Genomic DNA, 22577 nt, shown 5'->3' with positions numbered 1-22577 from the left:
CAATGCCATTCTCAGACCACGAAGAAGGGTGTCTCCCGACCCAGGGGGTCGGAGTCCTGGACATGAACCGTCCATGAGTAGCCGTCGTTGACACGGGTGGCGATCAGTTTGGGACGGTCGTGCCCGGAGAGCGTGGAGAGAACCGGATCGAGCGCGTGTGCGGTGGTGTCCTCCGGGAAGTACATGCGGGTGACCAGGCGATCGAGCATTCCGCGGGCGAAGATCGAGACGTCGATGTGCGGGGCTTCGACGAGCCCGTCCTCGGCCGGCAACACAGCGGGTTTTACGGTGTGGATGATCGCGGTGCCGGTTCCGTCGGCCGGGCTGCGTGCGAAGCCCCGGAACGTCGTCAGCCCACCGTCCCGCACCGGGAACCGACCCTCGCCGTCCGCCTGCCACGTCTCGACCATCGCGTCCGCGACGGGCTGCCCGTCTCCGTCGACCACGGTGATCGCGACGGTGATGCGGTCGGCATGGTCACCGGACACGACGTCGGGCCCGTCATCCCAGAGCAGGCCGATGTGCCAGTACGGTCCCACCGTCTGTGACGGCGTCGGGCCGTAGGCCGCGGTCGTGAAATCCCCGCGGGTTACCTCGTACACCGGTGCCACGTGGTCAGTCATCATGGTCGTCCTCGCTCTCGAACACGGTGGCTTCCCGCCCGCGCAGCACGATGTCGAAACGGAAGGCAAGAGCCCAGTTCTCGACGTCGGCGTCGTGGTCGGGGATGCTCACCATCCGGTGCCTCGCCTCGGCCGGCACGGCGTTGAAGATGGGGTCCTGGAAGAACATCGGGTCGTCGGGGAAGTACATCTGTGTCACCAGGCGTTGTGTGAACGCGGTCCCGAACAACGAGAAGTGGATATGCGCGGGGCGCCAGGCGTTGTCATGGTTCCGCCACGGGTACGGGCCCGGCTTGATCGTCGTAAAGGTGTAGCGGCCCTCGGCGTCGGTGATGCACCGACCCAGACCGTTGAAATGCGGATCCAGCGGCGCCGGCCAGTTGTCGCCGGTGTGCCGGTAACGTCCACCCGCGTTCGCCTGCCAGATCTCGATCAACGCGTGCGGGACGGGCTTTCGGTCACCGTCCAGTACTCTTCCGTGGACGAGGATGCGTTGACCGAGCGCCTCGCCGCCGTTGGCGATCGTGAGGTCGCTGTCACCGGGGCGTAGGCGGTCCTCGCCGAAGACCGGCCCGCTCAGTTCGGTCAGGCGGTGCGGTAGGAGTTTGAGCGGTTGCTTGGGATGACGCAACACGGTGGTGCGGTAGTCGGCGAAGGCGGCCGGAACCTTCGTGTGGTGAGTTTCGTATCCGGGAGGCAAGTGCAACATGGGATCTCGCTGTCGATTCTCTCTAGGGCGGGAAACGAGCGGTGGTTCGGCGACCGGGGCCGCCGAACCACGTCAGTCGCCGGGGTTCAGGCGCGTCACCTCGTGCCGCCACGCGGTGTCGAGGTTGAGCGAGCCGCCGAGGTCGGGCAGGTCGGCCAGGTCCTCCGGCGGTATGGGGCGGACCGTGCCACCGGCCGCGACGACCGCCAAGGAGAGCGAGGCGATTGTCGCCACCGAGGCTGCTCGCAGAACCGCTTCCTCGACAGACCCGCCGGTGGCGGTGAGGCCGTGGCCGCGCATGACGACGACCGGACGGTCACCCAGTGCCGTCGCCACCTCGTCACCCAGTCCCTCGGTGTGGATGAGGGCGGACCGCGGGTACTCCGGGACTCCGCCGTGTGCCAGGACCGCTCCGGGGATGTCGTAGGCGCCGACGATCGGCAGGATGGGCAGCCCGGCGAGGTTGGCAGCCACCACATCCCGGGGGTGTGCGTGGACCACGCAGTTGACGTCGGGACGATGGTGCAGCACACGGGTGTGCAGCGGGAGCTCGGCCGGCGGCCGGTGTTCGTCGAGTTCGCCAGGAGCGCCCGGAAAACCGTCCATCGTCACCAGGCGGATGTCGTCAGCGGTGGTATGGGCGAGACCCCGCTCGCGGGGTCCGCGGCACCGGACGAGCACCCGCGCTTCGTCGATGCGGACACTGATGTGTCCGAGGATTCCGGGAGCGAGTTCCCGTGCGGCGAGAACCCGGCAACCGATCGCGATCTGTTCGCGGAGATCCGCGTGCGAGAGGACGCTCATGCGGTCACCGCTTCGTGCGACGACGCACGGGATGCATTGCGCGCCGCGATCGACTTGCGGAGCCGGACCGATTCACGGGGCCAGTTCACCGCCATCCCGCCGGTGACCTCTCCGCTCCCGTCTCTCCAAACCGCGACCAGCCGGAACGGATCAGCTTCCTCGGTGACCTCGGGATCGACGCCGGCGGGGCGGATCCCGAAGAGGTGGATGCGCCAGTCGTACTGATCGCTCCACACGTATGCCACCGGGTCGTGTGGTGGTGTGTCCTCCTTGCCGGCCAGTCGTGCAGCGACGGCTGCGGCCTGCTCGATTCCGTTGGTCCAGTGTTCGATTCGGCTGTGCGCCCCGGTACTGGGACGGAACCATGCCGAGACGTCGCCGATCGCCGAGATGTTCGCGTGGCCGAGCGCCCGACCGTATTCGTCGCACCGCACGCCTTCGGCGTCGGCAAGCCCGGCGCCGGCGAGCCATTCGGTGTTGAGGGATGCGCCGATCCCGACGAGGACGGTGTCGGTGCGGATCTCGGAGCCGTCCGAGAGCAGCGTCCGGATCGAGCCGTCTGCGCGCGTCATGTCATGAACGGCCACGCCGAACTTCGTTGTCACACCGTGCGCGTGGTGCAGATCGACGAACCTCTTCCCGAGCTCGTCGCCCACGACTCGCGCCATCGGGATCGGTGCGCTGTCCACGATCGTCACCTCGAGGTCGTTGGCGCGCGCGAGCGCGGCCACCTCGGAGCCGATGAAGCCGGCACCGATGATCAAGAGTCTGCGTGACGTCGTCAGGCGTTCGCGCAGCGTCCGCGCGTCATCGATGCCGCGGAGCACGTAGACGCCGTCGCTGGTCCAGGGCGACGGACGCGCCTTTGCGCCGGTGGCGATGACGAGGTGGTCGTATCTGACGACGGCACCGTCGTCGAGATCGATCTCGTCGTCACCGGGCCGGACGGCGGCCACGGCGCGACCGAGATGGAGCTCGACCCCGAGGTCCTGGGCCTCCGACCGGGTGATCAGCGGTACGTGGGGATCAGAGTCGACGGCGAGCTTGGACAGCGGGGGCTTGTCGTAAGGAACCTCGTGCTCGGCTTCGAAGACTTGAATGGTCCCGGTGAAACCGAACTGCCGCAACGCCTTCGCCATGCGTATCCCGGCCACCGAACCGCCGGCGATGACCACGCGAGTGCTCATTCGTCCTCCAACCACAGCGCCGAGACCGGACAGCTCTTGGCTGCGGCCTCGACACGCGCGCGTTCACCGTCGCCGACCTCGGCCTGCAACAAGACGACAAGACCATCGTCGTCGAGGTCGTAGTAGTCATCGGCTCCGACAACGCAATTCGCGTACCCCTGGCACGCACTCAGATCAACTTTCAGCACAGCCATGTGCGTCCTCCAGATAACAGACAGTCACGCGCGAGGCGTGATCAGGCCTTGATTCCCATGCCGCCGTCGGAATGCATGACGCGACCTGTGATTCCACGCGCCCGGTCCGACGCGAGGAAGACATAACTCCACGCGTGATCGGCGCCCGAGAGCGCGACGGCCAGCGGAGTGCGGCCGGCGAGCTCGCTCGCGCGATCGGGCCCGTCGAGTCTTCGGGCGGTGATCCCCAGGGACGACAGGCCCCGCAGATCGGTGTTGAGCGTGCCGCCCGGCGCGACGCCGTTGACCCGGACGTCGGGTGCCATTTCATACGCGAGGGTGGTGACCAGCCCGCGGACCGCGAACTTCGAGGCCACGTAGAGCGTCCCACCCCGTCCCGGGTAGTAGGACGAGGTGGACTCGGTGAGGATCACGTTCCCCTTCGACCGGGCAAGCTCATCCATGGCGCTCTTCACGCTGAACAGATGGGACTTGACGTTGATGGAGAACATCTCGTCGAAGGCCGAACCCATTGTCTCGGGGTCGAGTTCGGCGAGCTTCCGGTAGAAGTCGAATACCCCGACGCAGTTGACGAGGACGTCGAGACCGCCGTCGCGATCCACCGTCGCGGCGACGGCGGCGTCGTTCGCCGCGAGGGTTGTCGCGTCACCCGCGATGACGAGTACCTCTGGTCGCTCGGACTCGAGTGCTCGGCACTTGTCCTCGCTGATCTCGAGTACCGACACCCGGGCCCCTTCCGCGCAGAATGTCTCGACCACCGCCCGTCCGATACCCGATCCGCCGCCGACGATCAGAGCGCGTTTTCCGTCCAGCCACCCACTCATGCCTGGTCCTCCTCGGTGATCAGCGGGCTGAACGGACTCCCGACCATTGCGGAGAGCGTTGCGTCGTTCTGCCAGGTGAGGGCTTCGAGCTCGAGGGGGTCGAGCGTGATCCACTGACCGGACCGCGGTGAGCGGATGAGGATGCGAGCGCCGTTGCGCGTCAGCACCTTCGACACCTCGATCTCAGAGAACTCGTTGCCGATCGTCAGTGCGGGCCCGTCCTGGTGTTCCTGAAGCCCGGCGAGCTGCGCTCCGGCAAGCGCGTTGGCAGCGGCGTCTTCTGCTTCCCCCTCCCAAGAGAGCTTCACAGGAAGATCGCCAGGTTCTGGGTGCGGAGCACCGACTCGTCAACTGCTATGTGGCGACGGGCAAGTCGCCACACGGAGCCCTCCCGGCGCAGCAGGTCGGTGCGACCCGCAGAGATCAGCGACGCCTCGCGGACATCACCACGACTCCGGAACAGTAGGACCGCGGATTCGACGATCAACTCGTCGGGCGTGTCGGTGGCGAAGGTCCGCACGTTGCTCAGGTGATGGCGGATCCGCGAGGGCGGGTCCTCGGTCCAGGCGTGCTCGGTGTGGAAGCGCGCGACGCGCCTGCTCAGCGAGTACTTGTCCTCGTCGAAGTGGGCCATGCGTTTTGCAGTGTCGTAACCGGAGTTGAGCGCGGTGGTGATCCGGATGGGCATGAAGTAATGGATGTCCTCGCTCAGCGAGTCAAGCCAGGTCTCGTAGTCCTGGTGATCCAGGATGTAGGTTTCGTCGACCAACCACTTGTGCGCCGTCAGGTGTCGCGCGTCGTCGAACGGCAGTGATGGTCCGGTGGCCTCGGTGCGAGCGGCGTCCTGGCCGAGCGGGGATTGATCGGATCGGATGGGGATGTGTGTGGTCATGCCGAGGTCTCCACTGTGCTCGAATCGCAGGATGTACCGAGTTCGGGTGCGCCGACCCGGATCTGGGCGACCTGCGGAGGTTCCATATCGAGGTGGTCGGCCCATGTGTTGAGGAGGTGTCGTTGGTTGTACTCGCCGTAACCGACGTGGGCGACGCCGGGGCCGGCGAACTCGTCGGCGGTCAGCGGCGCCACCACCGGGCTGTCGTCGTGGAGCATGCCCATCCGGCCGTTGAGGAGTAGACGCTGAGCCATTGAGCCGGCTGCGGTGTTGGTCAACGAGACCCAGTTCTCGACATCGTCCTGCTCGAACATGCCGCTGCTGCCGAAGCACATGAGATAGGCCTTGTACGAGAGCTTCTTGAACTCCTCGGGCGCCTCCTTGTCCACGACGAACCACGAGAGGACCTCCGTCTCGTCCGCGCTGATCGGTTGCCACTGGCGCAACGAGATGAACGGGAGCACGTCGTCGGACTCGCCGACCTTGGGCCAGTTGTGGACAAGGCTGAGATTGGGGAACAGCGATGCTGCCGAGATCATGAAGCCGTCGCGACCGATGACGTCGATCTGCTCCTGGGTCCACTGTTCTTTCATCCGCGTGATCATCTCGTCGGGGTATCCGACGTAACCGACCCGTTCCTCGAAAGTTCCGGGCGGCAACTTGTAGGTGGTTCCGCCGCCTTTGCCGGCCCAGTAGGTGTTGCCGTCCTTGCGCTTTTCGGCCTTCGGTTCACGGAACAGCCCGATCTCGACGACACTCGTATGGGTTTGCGGGGTGTGGTACATGTCGCCGGCAAAGTTCTCCGCGCCGATCTTCCAATTCGCCTTGACCCGCCAGCGTTGCGGGCCGAGCACCTCGACGCCGCTCCCGCTCTGCTTGGTGTAGTAGTCCAGGTAGAAAGCGAAGTCGCCGAGGAACTCTCGCAATGGAGGCGCCTCGGGATCCATCGAGACGAAGATCAGACCGTTGTAGATCGCGAGACTCGGAGCAGGGAGCAGTCGCTGGCCCTTCTTGGCAAACCCCGCCTCGCCCCCGTATGCCTCCTTGTGGAAGGGCAGTCCGACGATGCGGCCGTCGTTCTTGTATGACCAGCCGTGGTAGGGGCACCGGAAATGGGATGCGTTGCCTTGCTCGGCGCGGCACACTTGCATGCCGCGGTGCAGACACATGTTGAACATCGCGTGGACCTCGCCGGATTGGTCGCGGCTCACGATGAAGGAGTTGTCCACCACCCGACGAACGACGTAGTCGCCGACCTCGGGGATCTCCGACTCGTGCGCCACGAACATCCAGGACCTGCTGAACAGCCGCTCCTTCTCGGCGGCGAACACCTCGGCGTCGTTGTAGATGTGGGCGGGAAGCATGCCCTTTCGGACGTTTCGCAGAACGTCGTCGGCGTCGCGCATGTGACCTCGTTTCAGTGTGATCGGGGATGAGCCGAGAGTCTGCTGTGAAGATGAATTGGTGTCAATGCCTCTGCTCTATGGGCTCAAGAGCCCGGCGCGTCTCCATCTACCTGCGGGAACGCTGGAACATGGGCCTCCGGTCGAATGGCCGTGACCCGCAAGGGGCTGACGGGACATGAGAGCTGAAAGTGCAGCTCACGCTGCATGTATCAGGTATCTCAGGGGTGCTCGCGAGGTCTACGCGAGAAAAGTTCGAGACCTCTGCACAGCAGAAACCAACTGTGCGCCGCTTGTGAAAGGTTCAACAAATGTGTTCACTGTGACTTAGCTCATGGTGGCCGAAGGGGAGTGTCGGATGGCACGCGGTGGCCGAGCGCAACTACCTGTAGCGGTTGAGGAGAATCAATGACCGAGCCCTTTGTCGACCTGTACACGCGCAACGGCTTCGCCGGACCGGTGGGAACCATTCTGCGGTCGCACTATGCCCCGCCATACGCGCAGGTGAAGGGGACCTACGCCCCGCGTCGGATGGACGTGCACGCTGTTGCCGATGAGCTGTTCCGAGGTGCCGGCGAGCTCCCGGTTGCCGTCCTCGAGGGCGATGACGTCAGCATCGAGCTGTCCTACCGCGCCGAGGGCTCGTCCACCGCTGTGCGCAACGTGCTGGCCGACGAGATCCACTACATCCTCGAGGGCGCCGGCCGGTTGGAGACCGACTTCGGCGTACTCGACGTCGCCGCAGGCGATTTCGTACTCCTGCCGCGAGCGGTTACCTACCGCTTCGCATCGGTGAGCACGCCGATCCGCGAGATCGTCGTGGTGACCGCCTCGGAGATGGTGCTCGATCCGCAGCCGCCGGTGGCCCTAGACGTCACCCAGCATGTCGACATTCCCGAGCCGAATCCACAGCCACGTCAGGACGGCCCGTTCGAGGTCATCATCCGGCATGGCAAAGACACCACGATCTACACCTTCGATGTCGATCCCATGCCGTGCATCGGTACCGGAGAAGGCCCGGTGGTCCGCCGGTTCTCGTTCGAGAACGTGCCGCACCTGACGTTCGAGCAGACCGGGCCCTTCCCTCCGAAGCTGTTCGACGACGCTTCGAGTCGCGTGCTGATGTTCAATCTCAGCGACCGCGAGAGTCCGCGTCCGCCGATCCACCACAACGCCGACTTCGACGAACTCATCTTCTATGTGGCGGGTCCCGGCCGGTATGGCGAGGTCGACGTACCCGGAACGATCATGTGGACGCCCAAGGGGATCGTCCACCACGGTCCGGCCGAGGACGTCCCGAACGGGTATCGCGCATTCCTCGTCGAGACCCGCGCGGCGATGCGCCTGACGCCGGCCGGCGAAACGATCGCCACACTGATGGAGACCGGGATGTTCGGTCTCTTCGACGAGAACTGACCGTACGCAAGCCCATTCAACGACCGCATCGCACGCCCCGGGCTGCGATGTCGACGGCCCGTGCGCCGGTGATCCGCGCGCATGCCTCTTCCGAAAGGACCGAAGATGACCACCACCGAAGAAATCACCTCCGCCCCGTACGACGACTTCACGGGCACCGAACTCGACACCGACAAGTGGATGTTCCTGGAATACCCGATGCCCGACGGGAGTACCCATGTGTGCGCCGAGCCCAATGCGGAGGTCGTGGTGGGCGACGGTACGTTCTCCATCCGCATCGAGCAGTTCGAGAATCACGATCACGTCGTCCAAATAATCGACAATCCGAAGCACCTGGTGTTCACCACCGAGGCTTTCGACGTGCCGGAGAGCGGTGAGATCCGGTTCTCGGTGACCATGGCCGCCGAGGGGCTCAATGCCACCGCCCACGATTATCGGGACGGCTTTGCGGCCTTCAATGTTCTCGATCTCCAGGGCGGATGGGTGTTCGACCTCGCGGCGACCTCGGATCGGATCTTCGCGATCCACGAACGTCTCCCGTTCCCCGGTGTCGTCACGCCCTTCACCCACTGCATCGATGCTCCGTTGAGCGGTCTCGCCGTCGAACCCGGCGCGGAGCACCGCTACTCGGTGACCCTCGATCGCGAGGCGCGGTCGGTGGTGTGGGAGGTCGACGGCAAGGGCGTGTACTGGGTGGACGACGCAGAAGTGCCCGGACAGGTGCAGGTGGGTTTCGGGGTCTTCACCCTGCATCCGGTGCAGGACAGTGGCAGTGTCTCCTTGCGCGGCCAGGGGCTCGCCGCACGCTGGCGCAACCTGACGATCGAGATGCCCAGTAGTGCATAATGGCAGCACAAATCGGGTGACGGACCGCTGCCGAGCATGGGATCGGGGGATCGTATGACCGAGTTCAGGGCGGCGCCTGCGCGGCAGACCCGTCTGTATCAGGACGTTGCCGATCAGTTGCGTGAGGCGATCCTCACCGAGCAGTTCGTCGCCGGCGACCGACTACCCATCGAATCGGAACTCGCAGCCCAGTTCGGCGTCAGTCGGGCGGTCGTGCGGCAGGCGACTCTCAACCTGGAACACGAGGGGCTGGTGACCGTGCTGGTCGGTGCCGGCGGCGGGACATTCGTCACCCAGCCCGACACCACGCCGGTTCTCCGCGCACTGGAGAACTACTTCCGTCACCGGGGCGTGCCGTTCGAGGACTACCTGCACGCCAAGCGGATCCTCGAACCGACGGTTCTCAACGACATCATGCGGTTCAGTGATCGAGCTCATCGAGATCGCCTGCAGGCGAACGTCGATGCGTTCGAGAGCGCGTGTCGCGAAGGTGCCCCGGACGGAGAATTGCTGACGCTGTCGCTCGAGTTCCATGAGATCTTGATCTCCGAGGTCGGGAACCCGGTTCTCGAACTGGTACTGGGCGCCCTCGTCCGCCTCGGTGATCGGGTGCCGGAGTTCCAGCAGACCCACAACCAGGATTGGCAGCACATTCTCGACGAACACCGGGAGATCCTGAAGGCGTTGGCGGACAACAATGCCCGCGCCTTCCGGGAGTGCATGCTCGAACACCTCGAGTCGGTCGAGCACATCTACGGCGATGCCCACGTCATCGAGTCGCCGCGTCGGCGGTGAATGCGAGACCCACGCAAGAGGATTGAAAACCATTGCGGGACAGCGATGACAAGGTGATTTCGCCGGCGATTCTCTGGTTGGTTTGTCTGCAGGTCAGGTATGATCACTGTCATGCAGATAAACCCGCCGGGCCGCCGCTTTCAGGACCCGGCGATCCCGGCGCCGCAGTATCCGATCGAGTCCGTCGACAACGCGCTGAAATTGGTTCTCCTGCTTGGTGAGAAGCCCGCGATCCGGATGACGGATGCAGCCCGCTACCTGGGGGTCGCGACCTCCACGGCCCATCGGCTGCTCGCGATGCTGCAGTACCGGGGCTTCATGCGCCAGGACCCGGTGTCGAAGGTGTACCGGGCCGGACCGGCTCTGACCTGGGTGGCCTTCGCGATCTTCGGCCGACTCGACATCCAGGGCGTGGCCAACCCGGTTCTGCGCGATCTCAGCGAGCGGTTGCGCGAGACGGTCCATGTCGGCATCCTCGACGGCGCGAGTGTCAGGTTTGTCGCCGCGGTGGAGAGCCCGACTGCGGTGCGGGTGGCGTCCCGCCTGGGACGCACGATGCCGGCGCACTGCACCTCGACGGGTAAGGCGTTGCTGGCCCGGATGTCGACCGACGAACTCCATCAGCTCTACCCGGTGGAAGAGCTCGAGACGATCACACCGCATTCCATCAGCAGCCGTTCGGAACTCGAGGCGGAGTTGGCGACCATCCGGGAACAGGGATTCGCGACCAACCGGGAGGAGAGCGAGGACGACGTCGCGTCGGTCGCCGTGCCCATCGTCACTCGCGCTCCCGGCTTGCGGTTGGCCTTGAATGCCTCCGCTCCGCAACATCGACTTCGCCAGTCGCATTACCGATTGCTTGCCTCGATGCTCGTCGAAGCTGCTGCCGAGATCGGTGAGCAGCTGGGCTGAGCTCCCGAAAGGACCCCATGACCGAACTGGCAAAATTTCCGGTGACGGTCGCCGTCCGGCGCCGCGCCAAACCCGATTCCGTTGACGCGCTGATGAAGTGGGGGCGGGATCTGTGCGCGACCGCGCGCGATCATCCCGGTTTCATCGGTTCGGACCTCAGTGTTCGCGGTCAGGGCGCCACCTCTGAACTCGTGATCGGACTGAGTTTCGACACCTCGGCGAGCCTCGCTTCCTGGGAACGCAGTCAGCGGCGTGTCGAACACCTCGCGAGCAGTCACATGCTGACGGAGGGGCCTGTCATCGGGATGACGGTGGCCGATTTCGACCGAGGTATGTTCGGTGGTCGGCCGGGGCAGGTCGCGGTCGCCCCGCGTCGCTGGCAGACCGCGGTTGCGGTGTGGCTGGCTCTGTTCCCTGCGGCCGTCCTGCTGAACTCGCTCGTCATGCCACGGTTGCCGAACCTACCCGTGGCTCTGAGCACCCTGGTCAGTACTGCCCTGCTGGTTCCGTTCGTGGTGTGGGCCGGGGTGCCGACAGTGCATCGGGTTTGGGAGCGAGTCGCGAGGATTGGCTCTGCACAGTAGAGAACCGCTGGCGTACTAGGGATTCAGCCTCGAGGTTTGCAAAACGCCCTGGCCTTAATGGTTCAAACAATGTAGGTTCAACCACGTGGGGCCGTCTTGCCCCTCCTGATCGAGCTTTCGCCTCCGCACAAACTCGATCCTCCACTGCCGGTGCCATCGCACTCGAAGCCGCGAAATCACGTCACCCGTACATCCACGAGGGAGCTTTCGAATGACCCAGCCCGTATCACTGTGGGAAGCCGCTGCCCACGAAATGGAGAACTATGCGTTCGTCTCCGACCCTGAGCTGCAACCGAAGTGGGATGTCCCGGCGAAGATCGCGATCAACGTCGCGGTCGCAGGCCGGGCGGGTGTGGGCGATTCGTCTGCCTACCCCGTCGACATCGAGGAGTACATCGATTCCGCGTCGGAGGTCATCGAAGCCGGCGCGGCAGGCGTCCACATCGACTTCACCTGGGTGACCGATTCCAAGGGTCGTCGCCTGGACAAGGACCTCCCCCCGACCGAGGCCTACGGCCTGGTGCTCGATCCGTTGCGTAAGCGATTCGGTGATGACTTCGTGTCGAATCTCAACGTGCTGAACGGAAAGACCTTCGAGGAGTGCATGAGCCCGGCGGTCTCAGGTCTCGCCGAGGTAGCGCCGTGTGCGGCCGGACATCCTGAAGAGTTCGTGATCCCGGCCGTCAAGACTCTGACCGCGAACGGCGTGAGTCCGGAGATCGTCGTGCACAGCTCCGGTGAGATCGAGTTCGCGAAGCGCCGGCTTTTCGACACGGGCATCGTCACCGGGCAGACCAACTGGATCGTGCTGTACGGGCTCCCGGTCGACGTCGGACGAACTCTGATCTCGGGTGCGTGGGTCACCGACACCCGTTCCATGGCCACCCACCTCTTGCTGATGGTCGACCAGATCCGGCAGATCGACCCGAATGCGGCGATCACGGTGTGCAATGCCGGGCGCGCGAATCTCTACATCACGACGCTGGCGACGATGATGGGACTGAACATCCGCGTCGGACTGGAGGACAGCGGGTGGAAACACCCCAACAGCGACGAGACGACCACGAGCAATCTCGAATTGTTCACGCGGGCAAAGACGATCGCTGCCGAACTCGGCCGCGTTCCGGCATCGGCCGACGACTACCGAACCCAGATCGGGCTCAGCGCCCGGCGCGCGTAGTCATCCCCGAGCCATCGAATCAACCACGAGAGAGGGTATCGGAGTATGACGACGAGTAGTGAGTTCGAAGGAAAGGTGGCACTCGTCACCGGTGCGGCATCCGGAATCGGAAGGGCGTCCGCCCTGGCGTTCGCGGCCGCCGGGGCCAAGGTCGTGGTCGTCGACCTCGACGAGGAACAGGGAAACAGGACAGTGGAGCTCGCCGGCGGCGAGGGCGCTGCCTGTTTCGTCCGCGCCGACGTCTCCGACCAGCAGGATGCCGAACGGATGGTGGAGACCGCGTTGTCGAAGTTCGGGCGGCTCGACGCGGCGCACAACAACGCGGGGATCGAGATCGCCGGTAAGGCGATCGCCGATCTGCCGCGGGAGGACTGGGACAAGGTCATCAGCGTGAACCTGAGTGGCGTCTTCGCCGGCATGCGCGCTCAGATCCCAGCGATGCTCGAGTCCGGCGGTGGCGCCATCGTGAACACCGCATCGGCGCTGGGCACCGTCGCCCTCCCGAACCAGGCCGCGTACGTGGCGTCCAAGCACGGTGTTGTCGGCCTGACGAAGGCTGCGGCCATGGAGTACTCCGCGCAGGGTATCCGCGTGAATGCGTTGTGTCCCGGAGTGATCCGTACTCCGATGGTCGAAGAGATGGCTGCCCATGACGCCGGGTTCATTCCACTGATGAACCAGATGCATCCGATCGGTCGTCTGGGAACCACCGAGGAGATGGGCGCGGTGACCCTGTGGCTGTGCTCCTCGGCAGCGTCATTCGTCACGGGTCAGGCCATTCACGCCGACGGCGGTTACACGACGCACTGAGCTGGACTCGGCGCAGGCCGACCGCCGACCAGACGCACCCCCGGGACTCTCCCGGGGGTGCGTTCGTCGTTCTGCCGGTGGGTGTTTCCGTTGAGGTAACACGAAACCCTCTCTGCAACACAGAGATACGTTGCATATCCGAGTCGACGCAGCTTAGTGTCGAGACGGGATGTGACCCAAGACACGATGGGCATCCCCGCGGCGCCGCGCGTCGCGATCTGGCCGGACCCGGCCGAAGTGCCTCTGCGGGAACCTGTCCCGGCACAACTGAAGGAGACGATCGTGAGTACAACTCTGGAGCCCGACGTGACGGCAGCATCGGTGAAGCAACCAGGCGGCCGCCTCGCCGGCAAGCGGGTGCTCATCACCGGAACCGGTGGTGGGCAGGGTGAGGCCGCTCAAGCGATGTTCGTCCGCGAAGGCGCGCGCGTCGCCGGCTGCGACGTCCAGGAAGGCCGTGCGGAGGCGACCGCCGGCGCGCTGGCCGCCGAGGGGCTCGATGTGTCGGGTTCCACCGTCGACCTCACCGACCCCGCAGCGGCGACCGCGTGGGTCGAAGAGAGCGCGGAGCGGCTCGGCGGAATCGACGTGTTGTACAACAACGCGGCGGGCTTCGGCTTCGCGCCGTTCCCGGACATCACCTACGAGATGTGGAAACACGTCATCGACGTCGAACTGAACCTGGTGTTCACCGTGACGAGCCCCGCGTGGAAGCATCTCGTGGCATCCGGCGCTGGATCGATCATCAACGTCGGGTCGATTTCGGGTATCCGCGGTGTGGCTCCGCTGGGTCAGGCTGCCCACTCCGCGGCCAAGGGGGCGATCATCGCGCTGACGAAGTCGCTGGCGGCCGAAGGCGCCGAGCACGGACTCCGTGTCAACGCCATCTCGCCGGGCTTCGTCGCATCGCCCGCCACCGACACCGCGGTGGACGCACAGGGACGCGACTACATGCTGGGACTGCACCTGATCCAGCGCGCTGGAACGGGCGCGGACACGGCGGCGCTCGCCACCTATCTCGCGTCGGACGAATCGTCCTGGGTGACTGGGCAGAACATCGTCATCGACGGCGGATGGTCGGCCGGTTTCCGCTGATCCACTCCTGAATCCCGATCGCCGATGGATGAACCCGCCACCCCGAGGTGCCGGGTCCGTCCATCGGGCCGGTCGCGTCGGTACTAGTTGCCGATCGCCCGCATCGGGCCCGGGGTCCAGAGGCCGTTGTGGGTCTCGGTCGAGAGGGTCAGTTCGGCGTCCTTCTGCGGCAGGATGGGGGTGAGGCCCTGGAGTGAGCCCCAGTCCTTGGCCCAGTCGTTGCGCAGATACGACGGGTAGACGCGACCGCGCAGTTCGTTCTCGATGATGCCGAGCGGACCACCGGCGTCGCCGGACATCCAGCGCTGCGAGTTCACCCGCTCACCCTCGCGGTCGGGGGAGATCCGCCAGACGGGGGTCTCGAGGACACCGTTCTTGACCTGAGCGGGCCGCTGACACGGGAACGCCAGTCCGGCCTCCCAGTCGATGAGGACCGGCTCCTCGCTGCCCACGAGGGTGTTGAGCGACTCCATCGACGACACCCGCGGCGGGGTCACCGCGAGCCACTGATCGCGCAGCGGCGAGGCGTCCTCGGCGAGTACGCGGACCACGGAGGCGCCCGGAGGTGCCTGATCCAGCGGGAAACGCAGGTTGCGCCACTCGGGTGCGCCGCCGATGTCGAGCGGGATCATCTGACCGGCGGGGGCGACCGTGCCGTCCGGTGCGACGCGGCCGAACTGCAGCCGCACCTTCTGGCCCGGCCGGACCACGGCGAGGTCGTCGATGTACTCGACGTAGCCGGCGACCGACATCGTGATCAGCGGCTGGGCGTCGGAACGGCCCTCGGGCAGCTGGTACCAGTCGGAGGTGAGGCTTCCCGTCCCGGTCGGGGAGTTGTAGGTGCCCAGCACCGGGGTCTTCGACGGCGACAGTCCGAAGGGCAGCTTCACCGTCGAGCCGTTGACGCCGGCCTGTGCGGTGCGTCCGCCGCTGGTGTCGGTCGTCGACGACGTGGTGTCGTCGGAGCTGCTGCCATCCTCGGTCGGATCGGTCTGCGTGCGATCGACCTCGGCGGTCGACGTGCCCGCGGAGTCGTCGGACTCCTCGGTGTCCTCGGACAGATCCGACGCGACGCCGTTGGGATCGAAGCCCACCAGACCGGCGCCCGCGAGAGCTGCGCCCGGCGACGGATTGTTCTGTCCGGCAACACGTGCCGGGGCGAGGAGTCCTGCGGTCGGATCGTTCTCCACGAGCACGGCGTCGGCGAGCGCACACGGTTCGCCCTTGAGGGCGTTCACGTTCGAGCTGAGCCACGACCACGAATTGCGCTGTGTCCAGTCGGCTTTCGCGAACGAGACCAGGGTGAACACCAACATGATCGCCGAGACGATGATGATCGACGGGCTCCGCAGGCGGGAGAACAGCGTCTTCGACGACCCGGCACGGACTGCCTCGTCGACGTAATCGTCGCGGAAGTGCTGCCAGAGACCGAGCAGGGTCAGGGCGACGGCGACGGCGAGGATGCCGGTCCACAGCGGGATGCCCTTGACATCGGGAACGGCGTCGCGCCACGGGATTCCGTAGCTGCCGACATACCACCACTGGTTGCGTCCGGAGAACGCCAGCGCGAGCACGTAGGCACAGGCGGCCGCGAAGAGCGTGCGGTTCCGTCGGCGCCGCATGATGGTGCGGTCGGCACACGCGGTCGCCACCGCGGCGAGCGCACCGCCGATCCCCGCGTACACGCCCATCTGATGGGTCCACTTGGTCGGCAGGAAGGCCATCAGCACAACCGAACCCGCGACCATGGCGAGCAGACGCCAGGTGGGCGCGGTCGCGATCCCGGGCAGACGACGCCGGTTGAGCAGCATGATCACCACGAGGATGAAGCACGTGAACACGATCAGGACACCAAAGCGTCGGGCGATGCCGCCGTCCGCGGTCGGGTTCATCAGCATGTAGTAGCGCATCGGCTCTTCCCACCACTTGTTGGTGGGACCGACCTGACCGTTGACCGACACCGCTTCCAGGATCGGGGCGAGGGGCTGGTCGGCGAAGATCTCGAACATCACCGCCAGGCCGGCGGCCAGGATCGGCAGCAGCAGCGGAAGGGCGCCGTCGCGCTTGCGGCGCACCATGAAACGCTTGAGCAGCGGGCGGATACCGGCAACCAGGGCGATCGCCGCGATGACACCGGTCGGGTGGATCGTCAGTGTGAACGCCGCCGAGATGATGGCGACGGCCAGCGGGAAGAACCGGCCGGTGGCGATGGCGCGTTCGACGCAGACCCACGTGAACAGGGTGCCGAGTGCGATCAGCGGTTCGACGCGCAGCCCGTTGTTGTACGGCATCCACACGGCGAGGAAGACCAGGGCGGCGGCCCAGATCGCGGGTGTCGACTCGCGGACCGCGCGACCCAGACGCGGGATCGCGGCACGGGAGATCAACCACCAGGACGCCATCGCGAACATGAACGGCAGCAGGCGAAGCCACGGGGTGGCAGTGCTGATGTCCATCCACACCGACAGGTACTGGTAGTGCCAGCCGAACGGATCCTGCGGCACACCGAAGTAGCGGTAATAGTTGTCGAGATACCCGGCCTCGCGGGCGATCCGGCCCACCGTCACCTGGTATCCGTCGTCGGCGGTGTTGCCACCGACGAACAGCCAGATCCCCAGGATCAGCGCGACGAACCCGTCGACCGGGCGCACCCGCCACCAGCCGGCCGGGAAGATCTTGTGGTGACCGCGGGCGTCACGGGCGTCGAGAACCGCCAGGGCGGCCAGCGACAGGATGGTCGACGCCACGCCCAGGACCAGCAGCCAGAACTTGAGAGTCGTGGGGGTGGATACGAATCGGGTGTCGATGGTCGACCGGAAGGACAGTCCCTCGGTGGACACGTTCGACGGCAGTCCCGAGTAGACGCCGATGATCTGCGGACGCGCGTTCGGGTCCTCGAGATCGAACTCGTGGATCGCGCCGTCGGTCTCGGGAACCCCCTGGATCGAGCCGCGGCTGCCGTCGGTGTCGGCGTCGACGGCGATCCGGCAGTCGGGGGAGTTCTGTGCGGCCGCACGAGGAGTGTTGAGCAGCACCACATTCCGCTGGACGACCTGCAAATTGTCTGCGGTGGCCCGGATGAACAGGCCGACCTTACCGGCTTCCGCGCCGCCCTCGGGCACCGTCGACAGCAGGACGCCGCCGCTGCGCGGGAGCGAGGCACCCAGCGCACAGGGAACCGAGACCTCCATCGACACCGGCACGAACGACACGTTCGGTGCGGCGACGTTGGCGACCGAACCCTGTTGCGGCCAGACGAGTTCCGACTTCGTGTAGTCGACCGGCAGGAACGGGCTCAACAGAGCGAGCAGGATGCCGAGCGCGCCCGCCGCCATGGCGACGATGCGTGCCTTGCCCGCGTGGCGTTCGGAGAAACTCTGCTCCGGACGGGTCGGCGGTGGGTCGTCGTGCTCCGGGTCGATGGGAGCGTCAACGCGGTCAGTCATCTTCGGGCACCACCCTGATCGGGCCGGGTCGTGACCATCCCCATGTGGTCGCCGACCCGGTCATCACGTCCGCGGGCCGCGCCTGCGGCACCAGCGGGTTGAGTCGCTGCAGGTTGCCCCACTCGCGATACCAGTCGTTGTCGAGATATGTCGCCACCGTCGACGGCCGGGTCAGCGCCTCGACCGTCGTCAACAGGCCGCCGTCCTCGGTGGCCATCCAGGTCTTGGACTGCGAGTTGGCAATCCAGGACTCGGGCAGGATGCGCCAGTCCGGGACGTCGAACACGCCGTCGTGGGCGGTCATCGGCCGCTGGCACGGGAACCATGCGCCGGCGGCGAAGTCGATGAGAACCGGATCGGTCGAACCGACCACCTGCTGCAGGGTCTCCAGGACCGGGGCGCGCGGCGGCGTGATCGCGAGCCACTGGTCGGCGTCGAGGTTGTTGTCCTTGGCGACGAGGCGCATCACGGTCGCCTCGGCGGGCACACGGTCCATCGGGATGCGGAGGTTGCGCCACGGGCGGTTGGTGCGCTCGGCGTCGATCGGGACGGCAGGTGCGCCGACCTCGACGAATTGGCCGTCGACCTCGCGGCCGAACTCCACCTGCAGTTGCTGTCCGAAGATCGGGACACCGTCGCGGTCGTAGGTGAACACGGCGCCGGCGGCGGTGACGACGATCAGCGGCGAGGCTTTCCGATCCGGGAGGCGGTACCAGCCGGTGGTCAGCCGCGCCTGTCCGTCGCTGGTCTCGTGACTGCCCATGACCGGCGTGGTGGCCGGGTCGAGGCCGTACGGGAGCGCCGCGGTGCTGCCGTTGACCCCGCGCGGGCCCTCGCCGCCGGCGGTGCCGGGGTTCGAGCCGTAGACGATGAAGGTCTTGGACAGGTCCGCGGAGGTGTTCATCGCACCGGGCTTCTGGGCGCCGGCCTGCGGTGTCAGGTCGGGCTTCACGCCGTTCGGGCTGAAGCCGTGCGAGTCACCTTCCAGGGTCTTCGACGCCGATCCGCCGTCCGCCGGGGCGAGCGTGCCCTTGTTGGGGTCCGGCTCGACGAGGACCGCGTCGGCCATCGCGCACGTGTTGCCGCGCAGGGAGTCGAGGTTGGCCGAGAGCACGGTGAACGTGTCGGCCCGGCTGACGGCGGCCTTGGCGAAGACCGCGAGCTCACAGACGACGATGAGGACGGCGATGACCGCGATCGGTGCCGAGGCGACACCGATGCGCCACCCGGCCGGGGCGGCACCGCGCTCGTGGGCCAGACCGGTCTCGTCGACGTAGTCCATGCGCAGGTGCTGCCAGACGGCGAACACGAGCGCGACGACGGCCAGTGCGAGCAGCACCGTCGAGACCTGCATACCGGCGACGACCGGTGCCTTGTCGAACCAGGCGATGCCGAAGTTGTACGGCCACGGCCACGCGTTCTTGCCGGCCGCGGCGGCGGCGCACGCCACGAGCAGTCCGGCGATCAGGATCGACAGGTTGCGCAGCGTCCGGCGCGCGGCCTGGCCGATCGCGACACAGGCGACGGCGGCCAGCGCGGCGCCGAGGCCGGCGAAGATGCCGAACTGGATCGTCCACTTGGTCGGGGTGAACGACAGCAGCAGGATCGTCAGCAGGGATGCGCCCAGGACGCGCCACACCGCGCCGGGATCGACCCCGTCGATCCGCTTGCGGCGCAACATGATCGCGAGCACCAGGAACATGGACACGGCGAACAGCAGCACCGGGATACGACGTGCGAGTGCACCGTCGGTGTGGTTCACGACCAGGAAGTAGTAGCGCAGCAGCTCCTGGTACCAGGCCAGAGTGGGACCGACGGAGTAGCGGATGCGGATCGCCTCGAAGACCGTGGCGAGGGTCTGGTCGCGGAAGACGACGATGACGACGAGCGCACCGGCACCGAGGACGGGCGCGAGGAGCGGCAGCAGACCGTTCTCGCGGCGGCGGCGGACGAGGATGCGCAGCAACGGCCGGGCGCTCGCGATCAGCAGTGCCAGAGCCACGAGACCGTGCGGGGCCAGCGCCAGCGTGAGCAGCGCGGTGAGCGCGGCGAGGGCCGCGGGGAGCATCCGGCGCGTCGAGACCGTGACCTCGACCGCCCACCAGGTGAGGAGCGTGCCGAGCACGATGATGCCCTCACTGCGCAGGCCCGAACACATGGGCAGCCAGAAGGCCAGGAACACCGCTGCACCGGTCAGCATGGCCCACTGGGACCGGCGGACGGCGCCGCCCAGTCGGGGCAGCAGGACCCGGCTGAGGATGAACCAGGCCGCCAGCCCGGCGATCAGCGACGGCAGACGCATCCACAGGCCGGTGGTCGAGATCGTCGACCAGTAGGCGAGGAAGTTGTAGTACCAGTCGAACGGCGCCTCGGGGATGCCGTAGAAGCGGTAGTAGTCGGCCAGGTAGCCCGCGTCCGCAGCGTTGCGGCCCATGTTGAGGATGTAGCCGTCATCGGGCGACCCGGCACCCAGGAAGTGCCACACCACGAGCGTCAGGGTGACGCCGATGTCGGTGGGCGTGGGACGCAGCACCCTTCCCCAACGGAGCTTGCCGCCCACCCGGCGGTGGTAGCCGTGGATGCGGTCCAGGCGGCCCACTGCGATCAGCGCGACGATCGCCGCGATGACGCCGACGATCATGACCAGCCACTTGATGACCGACGGCGACGAGTCGAAGCGGTCGTCGATCTCGATCTTCACGTCGATGCCCGAATCGCGGACCTGCTCGGTGGCCAGACCGGTGAACACACCTGCGATCTGCGGGTTCGACGACGGTTCGGCCAGACCCACGTCGCCGCCGCCGGCGCTCGCGGCACCCGGCGGCAGACCGACGAACTGGGCGCCGGTCGTGGTGGTGTCGGAGAAGATACGCAGTTCGTCGCATCCAGACAGAGCCGAACGCGGAACCGAGGCCAGGGTCTTGTTGCGGACCGACACCGACACGTTCGAGCCGTCGGCGACCACGAAGAGACCGTTCTCACGTGCCTTCGTGGCGCCCGAGGGCATCGTGGACAGAACCGTCGTGGATGCATCGCCCGGCGTGGCCGCCAGCACCCGGCACGGGATGGTGATCTGCACATCGCGTGCGGTCTGCGCGACCAACGGTGCGGTGACCGACGCCGACTCCGCGCCCAGCTCCTGGCCCTGCGGCCAGGTGATCGTCGCCGTCGACGTGCTGACCGGCAGGAACGGGGTCAGCACACCGGCGGCGAGAGCGACCAGTCCGGCGACCGCGGCCACGATCGCCACGGTGCGCGAGGAACGGTCGGAGGACCGGTCTACGGGGGAATCGGCGCCGACGGTCGGCTCGTCTGATTCGGACACTCCAGGCGACTTCGGCACAGGCGCATCGTAGTCAGCGATGCTGTGACAAACCCAAATCCTGCTGCTCCCTGGAGAGGCCCGGAGCTTGCGGAGGGCTGTCGGACTCCTGCTCCCTGAGGAGGCCCGGAGCTTGCGGAGGGCCGTCGGACTCCTGCTCCCTGAGGAGGCCCGGAGCTTGCGGAGGGCCGTCTCGAAGGGTCAGGCGAACCGGGCCAGGATCGAGTGCACGGCCTGCGTGACGGTCATCCGGTCGTAGGTCTGGACGAACTCGAAGGTGCGCTCCAGGTCGGGGCCGGCGTCGTGCTGGTCGCGCGCGGAGAGCAGAGCGGCGAAGTGCGGGCCGAGCACCGCGACGTTCCACTCGTTGATCAGGTCGTCTTCGGGGGACAGCGGTGCGCGGTGCACGTTGCCGTCCCGAACATCGGGAAGCCCGACGCCGTAGACGCCGGCCAGGCCGGTCTTGGTCGACATCTCCCGCCACCGCTTGGCGGTGCGGGGGGTGAAGTGTTCGGCGAACTGGAACGTGCCCAGCACGATGGCGGCGCCCCCGATCGCGGCCTGATGCTCCAGGGCCTTGCTCATCTCGATGAGCAGACGCTTGTTGCCCATGCGCGGCTCGATGGAGGTCGACGCGATTCGATATGGGGTCGACTTCTCCGAGTCCGGGGTGGTCCACACCGGCATGTCGGGCAGCGGGACGATGGTCCGCGTCGCGAGGGTCGAGGGGTCGGACACCGGCGGGTACAGATCGCCGATACCGAAGGCCGCTCCCATGGTCTGCGCGGTGACACGCGCCGACTCGTCGTCGACGCCCTCGGCGATGACCACGGCATGGCTGCGCTCGGTGTGTGCGGCGAGAGCGTGGGCGAGCTGTGCGGCATCGGCGGTCGCCTGCTTGGCGAGGAGTTCGGCGCCGGTGACGATGATGTCCGGTTCGACGAGGGACAGCAGAGTGGCGGCGTGTTCGCTGCGGACCAGGCCGTCGACGCAGATGATCTTGCCCGCGGCGCGGGCCCGCGCAACCCTGGCGAGCGTGCGTTGGGGACTGCGTTCGACGGAGTCGGGCAGGATCACCATGACGTGGCGTTCGAGCGTCTGAGTGGTCTCGGCGTCGAGATTGTCGATCAGTTCCAGGTCGAGGTTGACCAGGAGCGGAAGGATCTTGGCCAGCGACTGTGCGCGCGGGCCGGTGGCCATCTTCCGCTTGCGCTCGTCCAGCACCGGGTGCTCTTCGACGAGCCGCGCGGCCCGTTTGAGGGCGGCGGCGGTGGCGAGGCGGGTCCCGGCCGGACCCCGGAGCTGCAGTTCGACGGCCGCCAACGCTCCGTCCGACAGCCGGCACACCGGCGCGAACTGCATGTGGAGCTCCAGATCGTTGAACAGCGTGAATGATCGTGTTTCGGCCACACGTACCTCCCCGTCAGAGCGAGGGCGCCCCGATCGATCCGGCGGACGCAATTGTCTTCACATCCTGTTCACGGCCTAAGCCTGTGCTCAGAGTAACAGTGCGTCGTCGCCCGGACGTGCGAGCG

20 protein-coding genes are annotated in these 22577 nt (G+C 66.5%); 8 read left to right on the top strand and 12 right to left on the bottom strand.

Annotated features, from left to right (window positions below; all coding sequences use genetic code 11):
• Positions 1–11: 11 nt before the first annotated feature.
• The 9 genes from pcaG to LQD00_RS12210 all read right to left on the bottom strand — a co-directional run bounded on the left by pcaG (position 12) and on the right by LQD00_RS12210 (position 6639).
• Positions 12–623, bottom strand: a complete 612-nt coding sequence (gene pcaG, locus LQD00_RS12250; protein WP_232717541.1) for a protocatechuate 3,4-dioxygenase subunit alpha — start codon at positions 621–623, stop codon at positions 12–14.
• Positions 616–1332, bottom strand: a complete 717-nt coding sequence (gene pcaH, locus LQD00_RS12245) for a protocatechuate 3,4-dioxygenase subunit beta (protein ID WP_232717491.1) — start codon at positions 1330–1332, stop codon at positions 616–618. Before pcaH ends, pcaG begins: the two co-directional genes overlap by 8 nt.
• A 72-nt stretch (positions 1333–1404) precedes the next feature.
• On the bottom strand, positions 1405–2136 hold the full coding sequence (locus tag LQD00_RS12240) for a class II aldolase/adducin family protein (RefSeq protein ID WP_232717490.1): 732 nt from the start codon (positions 2134–2136) through the stop codon (positions 1405–1407).
• Positions 2133–3323, bottom strand: coding sequence for an NAD(P)/FAD-dependent oxidoreductase (locus tag LQD00_RS12235; RefSeq protein ID WP_232717489.1), 1191 nt, complete (start codon positions 3321–3323; stop codon positions 2133–2135). Before LQD00_RS12235 ends, LQD00_RS12240 begins: the two co-directional genes overlap by 4 nt.
• Positions 3320–3517, bottom strand: a complete 198-nt coding sequence (locus LQD00_RS12230) for a ferredoxin (protein WP_006867079.1) — start codon at positions 3515–3517, stop codon at positions 3320–3322. Before LQD00_RS12230 ends, LQD00_RS12235 begins: the two co-directional genes overlap by 4 nt.
• 41 nt (positions 3518–3558) lie before the next feature.
• Positions 3559–4341, bottom strand: coding sequence for a 3-(cis-5,6-dihydroxycyclohexa-1,3-dien-1-yl)propanoate dehydrogenase (gene hcaB, locus LQD00_RS12225; protein ID WP_232717488.1), 783 nt, complete (start codon positions 4339–4341; stop codon positions 3559–3561).
• On the bottom strand, positions 4338–4649 hold the full coding sequence (locus LQD00_RS12220) for a hypothetical protein (RefSeq protein ID WP_006867081.1): 312 nt from the start codon (positions 4647–4649) through the stop codon (positions 4338–4340). The genes hcaB and LQD00_RS12220 overlap by 4 nt, the downstream gene beginning before the upstream one ends.
• On the bottom strand, positions 4646–5233 hold the full coding sequence (locus LQD00_RS12215; protein WP_232717487.1) for a 3-phenylpropionate/cinnamic acid dioxygenase subunit beta: 588 nt from the start codon (positions 5231–5233) through the stop codon (positions 4646–4648). Before LQD00_RS12215 ends, LQD00_RS12220 begins: the two co-directional genes overlap by 4 nt.
• Positions 5230–6639, bottom strand: a complete 1410-nt coding sequence (locus LQD00_RS12210; RefSeq protein WP_232717486.1) for an aromatic ring-hydroxylating dioxygenase subunit alpha — start codon at positions 6637–6639, stop codon at positions 5230–5232. The genes LQD00_RS12215 and LQD00_RS12210 overlap by 4 nt, the downstream gene beginning before the upstream one ends.
• A gap of 405 nt (positions 6640–7044) precedes the next feature.
• Between LQD00_RS12210 and LQD00_RS12205 the strand changes: the two genes are divergently transcribed.
• From LQD00_RS12205 to LQD00_RS12170, 8 genes are all read left to right on the top strand, one after another.
• The gene (locus LQD00_RS12205; protein ID WP_232717485.1) at positions 7045–8052 is read left to right on the top strand and encodes an AraC family ligand binding domain-containing protein; all 1008 of its coding nucleotides are present in this window, start codon (positions 7045–7047) and stop codon (positions 8050–8052) included.
• 105 nt (positions 8053–8157) lie between these two features.
• A complete protein-coding gene (locus tag LQD00_RS12200) occupies positions 8158–8898 on the top strand; it encodes a DUF6081 family protein (protein WP_232717484.1) in 741 nt (246 codons plus the stop codon).
• A 54-nt stretch (positions 8899–8952) separates the two neighbouring features.
• Positions 8953–9693, top strand: coding sequence for a FadR/GntR family transcriptional regulator (locus LQD00_RS12195; protein ID WP_232717483.1), 741 nt, complete (start codon positions 8953–8955; stop codon positions 9691–9693).
• A gap of 99 nt (positions 9694–9792) precedes the next feature.
• Positions 9793–10605, top strand: a complete 813-nt coding sequence (locus LQD00_RS12190) for an IclR family transcriptional regulator (protein WP_406567016.1) — start codon at positions 9793–9795, stop codon at positions 10603–10605.
• Positions 10606–10622: 17 nt separating this feature from the next.
• A complete protein-coding gene (locus LQD00_RS12185) occupies positions 10623–11189 on the top strand; it encodes a hypothetical protein (RefSeq protein WP_232717481.1) in 567 nt (188 codons plus the stop codon).
• A gap of 211 nt (positions 11190–11400) precedes the next feature.
• Entirely contained in the window at positions 11401–12369 is a 969-nt protein-coding gene (locus tag LQD00_RS12180) for a 3-keto-5-aminohexanoate cleavage protein (RefSeq protein ID WP_232717480.1), read from the top strand.
• 45 nt (positions 12370–12414) lie between these two features.
• Positions 12415–13179 carry an SDR family oxidoreductase gene (locus LQD00_RS12175; RefSeq protein ID WP_232717479.1) on the top strand — a complete coding sequence of 255 codons (765 nt, stop codon included), beginning with the start codon at positions 12415–12417 and terminating at the stop codon, positions 13177–13179.
• A 282-nt stretch (positions 13180–13461) separates the two neighbouring features.
• Positions 13462–14274, top strand: a complete 813-nt coding sequence (locus tag LQD00_RS12170) for an SDR family NAD(P)-dependent oxidoreductase (protein WP_232717478.1) — start codon at positions 13462–13464, stop codon at positions 14272–14274.
• Positions 14275–14357: 83 nt separating this feature from the next.
• Here the strand turns inward: LQD00_RS12170 and LQD00_RS12165 are convergent, their stop codons facing one another.
• The 3 genes from LQD00_RS12165 to LQD00_RS12155 form a co-directional block, all read right to left on the bottom strand.
• On the bottom strand, positions 14358–17720 hold the full coding sequence (locus LQD00_RS12165) for an arabinosyltransferase domain-containing protein (RefSeq protein ID WP_232717477.1): 3363 nt from the start codon (positions 17718–17720) through the stop codon (positions 14358–14360).
• Positions 17713–21063, bottom strand: coding sequence for an arabinosyltransferase domain-containing protein (locus LQD00_RS12160; RefSeq protein ID WP_406567015.1), 3351 nt, complete (start codon positions 21061–21063; stop codon positions 17713–17715). The genes LQD00_RS12165 and LQD00_RS12160 overlap by 8 nt, the downstream gene beginning before the upstream one ends.
• A 180-nt stretch (positions 21064–21243) precedes the next feature.
• The gene (locus tag LQD00_RS12155) at positions 21244–22452 is read right to left on the bottom strand and encodes a DICT sensory domain-containing protein (protein WP_232717476.1); all 1209 of its coding nucleotides are present in this window, start codon (positions 22450–22452) and stop codon (positions 21244–21246) included.
• Positions 22453–22577 lie beyond the last annotated feature (125 nt).

This window comes from Gordonia metallireducens, assembly GCF_021245825.1.
Classification (GTDB): Bacteria; Actinomycetota; Actinomycetes; order Mycobacteriales; family Mycobacteriaceae; genus Gordonia; species Gordonia namibiensis.
The sequence above is the reverse complement of the archived record's forward strand: the minus strand, read 5'-3'. Positions and strand labels throughout refer to the sequence as shown.